Genomic DNA, 6,245 nt, shown 5'->3' with positions numbered 1-6,245 from the left:
CCGACGAGCAGGTCAAGATCCGCGGCTTCCGCATCGAACCCGGCGAGGTCGAGGCGGTCCTCACCCGGCACCCCGACGTGCGCGAAGCGGTCGTCGTCGCCCGGCAGGACGGTGACCACAAGCGCCTCGTGGCCTACGTCGTCCCGGCCGGGCCGAGCCCGGCGGAGCTGCGGTCGTGGCTGACCGAGCGCCTGCCCGACCACATGGTGCCGTCGGCGTTCGTGGGGCTCGACGCGGTGCCCGTGACGCCCAACGGCAAGGTCGACCGCCGCGCCCTGCCCGCGCCGGACGTGCTCGCCGACACGGGCACGGTCTACCGGGCGCCGCGCACGCCCACCGAGGAACGCGTCTGCCGCGCCTGGGCCGACGTGCTGCGGGTGCCGCGCGTGGGGCTCGACGACAACTTCTTCGAACTGGGCGGCGACTCGATCCTCAGCATCCGGGTCGTGTCCCGGCTGCGCGCCGAGCTGGACCTGCCGGTGTCGCCGCGGGTGCTGTTCACCGCGCCCACCCCGGCCAGGCTGGTCGAGGCGCTGGCCGCGGAGACCGGGGTGGAGGACGCCATCCCCCGCGCGCCGCGCGACGGGGTCCTGCCGCTGTCGTTCGCCCAGCAGCGGCTGTGGTTCCTCGACCAGTTCGAACCCGGCGGCGCGGAGTACCTCTCGCCGTCTATCCTCCGGCTGCGCGGCGCGTTGGACGTCGACGCGCTCGCCGGTGCGTTGACCGCGCTGGTCGCCCGGCACGAGTCGCTGCGCACCACGTTCGACACCGTCGACGGCCGCGGCGTGCAGGTCGTGCACCCGCCGCACGCGGTCGACCTGCCCGTGGTGGAGGTGCCCGGCGGCGAAGCCGGGCTGGACGAGGCGCTGACGGCGGAGACCACGCGGCCGCTGGACCTGGCCCGCGGCCCGCTGCTGCGCCCGGTGCTGCTGCGCCTGGCGGACGACGACCACGTGTTGCTGCTGGCGATGCACCACATCGTCACCGACGGCTGGTCCGCCGGCGTGCTCACCGCCGAACTGGGCGTCCTCTACCGCGCAGAGGTGTCCGGAGTGGACGCCGAGCTGCCCGAACTCCCGGTGCAGTACGCGGACTACGCGGTCTGGCAGCGCGAGCGGTTGGCCGGACCCGAGCTGGAGCGGCAGCTCGACCACTGGCGCGAGCGGCTGGCCGGCGTGCCGCCGCTGGAACTGCCCACCGACCGGCCACGGCCCGCCGTCCGCAGCACCAAGGGCGCGGTGCACCCCTTCACCGTGCCCACCGCGGTCACCGACCGGCTCAAGGACCTGGCCCGGCAGCAGGACGGCACCCTGTTCATGGCGCTGGTCGCCGCGTGCCAGGCGCTGTTCGCCCGCTGGTCCCGGCAGGACGACGTCGCCGTGGGCACCGTCGCCTCCGGGCGTGAGCGCACCGAGCTGGAAGGGCTGATCGGGTTCTTCGTCAACACGCTGGTGCTGCGGTCCTCCGTGGACGGCTCGCGCAGCTTCCGCGACTTCCTGGGGCAGGTGCGCACCACCGCGCTGGACGCGTTCGCCCACCAGGACGTGCCGTTCGAGCGCATCGTCGACGAGGTGCGGCCCGAGCGGGACACCAGCCGCACACCGCTGTTCCAGGTCATGGTGCTCCTGCAGAACAACCCGGAACCCGCGTCCGAGCTGCCCGGTCTGCAGGTGGAGGACCTCGCGCTGCCGGTGGTCGCGGCGAACTTCGACCTCACCGTCGAGTTCCAGGAAGCCGACGACGCCCTGCACGGCGCGGTCAGCTACAGCACCGACCTGTTCGACGCCGCCACCGTCGAACGGCTGACCGGCAACCTGGCCGTGCTGCTGGAGGCCGCCGTCGCCGATCCCGACCGCCCGCTCGCCGAGCTGCCGCTGATGGCGGACGACGAGCGGCGGCACGCCCTGGACGTCGGCAACGACACCGCGCACGCCGTCCCCGACGCGACGCTGCCCGCGCTGTTCCGGGCGCAGGTGGACCGCACACCCGACGCGACCGCGCTGGTGGACGGCGGCGTGGCGCTGACCTACGCGCAGCTCGACGCCCGCGCCACCCGGTTGGCGCGGCGGCTGGTCGAGCGGGGCGTCGGGCCCGACCGGTACGTGGCGATCTCGCTGCCGCGCTCGGCCGAGCTGGTCGTGGCGGTGCTGGCCGTGCTCAAGGCGGGCGGCGCGTACGTGCCGATCGAGCCGGACCACCCGGCCGACCGGGTCGCGTTCGTGCTCGACGACGCCCGCCCCGTGCTGGTGCTGGACGACCTCGCGCGGGTGCGTGAGGACTCCGCCGCCGCCGACGAGGTCGCCGACCTGACCGACCGCGACCGCACCCGGCCGCTCACCACCCGCGACCCGGCGTACGTGATCTACACGTCCGGGTCCACCGGCCGCCCCAAGGGCGTCGTGGTCGAGCACCGCTCGGTGGTGAACTACCTGAGCTGGGCGGGCGAGGTCTACCCGGGCCTGCGCGGCGCGGCGGTCCTGCACTCGCCGGTGTCGTTCGACCTCACCGTCACCACCCTGCTCGGGCCGCTGCTGGTCGGCGGACGCGTCCTGGTCCACGAACTGGCCGAGGACGCGAAGCCCGCCGAACGGGCGACGTTCCTCAAGGCCACGCCCAGCCACCTGCCCCTGCTGGGCGCCGTCCCGGCGGAGCTGTCGCCGAGCGGGGACCTGGTCGTCGGCGGTGAGCAACTGCTCGGTGAGGTGGTGGACGAGTGGCGCCGCGCGAACCCCACCGCCACCGTCGTCAACGAGTACGGGCCCACCGAGGCGACCGTCGGCTGCATGGAGCACCGCGTCGAACCCGGCGACCCGCTGGCGCCCGGCCCGGTGCCCATCGGCCACCCCGCCTGGAACACCCGGCTCTACGTCGTGGACGACCTGCTGAACCCGGTGCCCGTCGGCGTGCCCGGCGAGCTGTGCATCGCCGGCGACGGGCTGGCCCGCGGCTACCTCGACCGGCCGGGCCTGACCGCCTCCCGGTTCGTGGCCTGCCCGTTCGGCGAGCCGGGGGGGCGGATGTACCGCTCGGGCGACCTGGTCCGCCGCCGCGCCGACGGCACGGTCGAGTACCTGGGCCGCATCGACGACCAGGTCAAGATCCGCGGCCACCGCATCGAGCCCGGCGAGGTGGAGGCCGCGCTGCTCGCCCACCCCGGCGTCGCCGAGGCGGCGGTCGTGGCCAGGGACACCGGCCAGGGCCACGCCCGCCTGGTCGCCTACCTGGTCCACACCGGGGCCGGCGCGGACGCGGCGGAGCTGCGGGAGTTCCTGGGCCGCGGCCTGCCCGCGTACATGGTGCCCTCGGCGTTCGTGACGCTGCCCGCGCTGCCGGTGACGCCCAACGGCAAGCTGGACCGGGCCGCGCTGCCCGCTCCGGAGACGCCCGCCGAGGACGAGGGGCGGCACGTCGCACCGCGCACCCCGGTGGAGGCCGCGCTCGCCGAGGTGTGGGCGGCCGTGCTCGGCGCGGACCGGATCGGGGTGCGGGACAACTTCTTCGAGCTGGGCGGCGACTCGATCCTGGTCATCCAGGTCGTGTCCCGGGCGCGCAGGGCGGGGTTGGCCCTGACCACCAAGGACTTGTTCCGGTACCAGACGATCGAGGCCCTGGCCCCCGCGGTCACCGAGGTCGTCGACACCCCAGCGGACATCGCCGAGGTCGTGGGCGAGGTGCCGCTGACACCGATCCAGCAGTGGTTCTTCGACACCCGCGCGGTCGCGCCGCACCACTTCAACCAGTCCATGCTGCTGGAGCTGGACCCCGCGGTGGACCAGCGCGCCCTGGAGCGGGCGCTCGACGCCCTGCTCGTCCACCACGACGCGCTGCGGATGCGCTACGAGCGGGTCGACGGGCGGTGGCGCCAGCACAACGCCCCGGTCGAACCGGTCACCGTCCTCGACCGGCACGACCTCACCGCCGTCGCCGAGCGGGACCGCGAGGCGCGCGTGGTCGAGATGGCCGACCGGGTGCACGCGGGCTTCGACCTGGCCCGCGGTCCGCTGCTCAAGGCCGTGCTGTTCCACGCCGACGGCACGCCGCCGCGCCTGTTCATCACCGTGCACCACCTCGTCGTGGACGGCGTGTCGTGGCGGGTGCTGCTCGACGACCTCGACACCGCCTACCGGCAGGCCGCCCGCGGCGAGGAGGTCGACCTGGGCGCCAAGAGCACGTCCTTCCGGGAGTGGGCGCAGCGGCTCGAACGGCACGTCGCCGAAGGCGGCTTCGACCACGAGCTGGACCACTGGGAGGCCGCGCTGCGGGCGGAGCCCCTGCCGGTCGACCACGAGCAGCCGCAGCCCGGCACCCCGGCCGGCACGGTGCACGTGGCCTTGGGCGCCGAGGACACCGACGCGCTGCTGCACCTGGCCCCCGCCGCCTACCGGACCAGGGTCAACGACGTCCTGCTCAGCGCCCTGGCCCACGCCCTGGCCCGGTTCACCGGGCGCTCCACCGTGTCGCTCGACATGGAGGGCCACGGCCGCGAGGACGTCCTCGGCGCGGACCTGACCCGCACAGTCGGCTGGTTCACCACGCTCTACCCGGTCGCCCTCACGGTGCCTGAGGGGGACGAGCCGAAGTGGCGCGACCTGGTGAAGGCGGTGCGGCGGCAGCTGCGCACGGTCCCCGGCAACGGCTTCGGCTTCGGGGCGCTGCGGTACCTCGGCTCGCCGGAAGCGCGCGAACGCCTGTCGGGCTCCGGCCCGCAGATCGTGTTCAACTACCTGGGCCAGTCCGACAGCGTCACCGACCAGGCCGGCGACTCGCTCTACCGGGCGGTGCACGACCCGATCGGGCAGGACAGCGACCCGACCGACCGCGGACCGCACCTGCTGGAGGTGGTGGGCGGTGTCGCCGAGGGTCAACTGCGCTTCACGTGGTACCACCAGCCCGACCGGCACGACGAGGCCACTGTGCGCCGGGTCGCGGAGGACTTCCTCGATGCGCTGCGCGGCATCGCTGCGGACTGCCGGGGCAGGCGGTGACCACCCCGCTGTCGCGCAACCGCGACTACCGGCTGCTGTGGGTCGGCCAGGCGCTGTCCGAGGCCGGCTCCAGCGCGTCCACCATCGCGCTGCCGCTGCTGGTGCTCGCGCTGACCGGCTCGGCGGCGGCGTCCGGCCTCGTGCTGGGCGCCCGCGCCGCCGCGCAGCTGCTCGCCGGACTCCCGGCGGGCGCCCTGGTCGACCGCTGGGACCGGCGGCGGGTGATGCTGGTCTGCGAGGCGGTGCAGGCGCTCGCGGTAGGCGGGCTCGTCGTCGCCCTGTGGTTCGACTGGGCCGACGTGCTGCACGTGGTGCTCGTGGTCGTCGTCCTCGGCGTGTGCCGGTCGCTGTCCGAACCGGCCGAGGACGCCGCGCTGCCCGCCCTGGTGCCGGAGAGCCAGCTGTCCACCGCGGTGGCGCTCAACGCGGCCCGCGGCTACGTGGGGCAGCTCGCCGGCACCGCGCTGGGCGGCGTCCTGTTCGGGCTGCGGCGCTGGCTGCCGTTCGCCGTGGAGGCGCTGGCGCACGCGGCCGCGTTCCTCGCGTTGCTGTTCGTCCGCATCCCCGCCCGCACCGCGCAGCGGGCCCCTGCCCGGCACTTCCGCCGCGAGGTCGCGGAGGGCCTGAAGTGGGTCTGGGGTCAACCGGTGGTGCGGGTGGTCGCGGTCTGCGCCATCGGTCTCAACCTGTTCTTCCAGGCGTTCTACCTGCTCGTGCTCGCCGTCGCCCAGCAGCGCGGCGTCCCGTCCGGCCAGATCGGCGTCATGGCGGCCATGCTCGGCGCGGGCGGCGTCCTGGGTGCCCTGGTGGCGCCGCGCCTGCACCGGTCGCTGCGCCCGCATCTCTCCATCGTCGGCGCGTTCTGGGCGATCACCGCCTTGATGCCGTTGGCGGCGGTGACCGGGAACGGCTACCAGACCGGTGCCGTGTTCGCCGCGATGGCGTTCCTCGCGCCCACCGCCAACACCACCATCACCACCTACCAGCTCCTGCTCACCCCGGACGAGCTGAGGGGCAGGCTCAGCAGCGTCATGGGCGTCGCCCTCGGCACAGCGGCGATAGCGGGTCCCGCCGTCGGCGGTTTCCTGGCCGAACTGCTGCGCCCCACCCCTGCGATCCTGACCTGCGCGGCCGGCACCGCCCTGCTCACCCTCTACGCCACCGCCAGCCCCACCCTGCGCCACCTGTCCCACCACGAGTCCGCCACCCCGGTGACGTCGAGCGGGCTCCAGTGACACGAGCAGGACCGGCGCTCCCGGC

General features: G+C 74.6%; 2 protein-coding genes. Both read left to right on the top strand.

Features of this window, described 5'->3' with window-relative positions; translation table 11 throughout:
• Positions 1-4,985 (top strand): amino acid adenylation domain-containing protein (locus ACFQ3T_RS16245; RefSeq protein WP_452603481.1); only part of this gene is annotated, 4,985 nt, incomplete at its 5' end.
• Complete coding sequence (locus ACFQ3T_RS16240; RefSeq protein WP_380724101.1) at positions 4,982-6,220, top strand: MFS transporter; 1,239 nt, start codon at positions 4,982-4,984, stop codon at positions 6,218-6,220. The genes ACFQ3T_RS16245 and ACFQ3T_RS16240, both read left to right, overlap by 4 nt.
• Positions 6,221-6,245: the final 25 nt, after the last annotated feature.

The organism is Saccharothrix hoggarensis (genome assembly GCF_042678885.1).
GTDB lineage: Bacteria > Actinomycetota > Actinomycetes > Mycobacteriales > Pseudonocardiaceae > Actinosynnema > Actinosynnema hoggarensis.
This window is presented reverse-complemented; position numbering and strand designations above follow the sequence as displayed.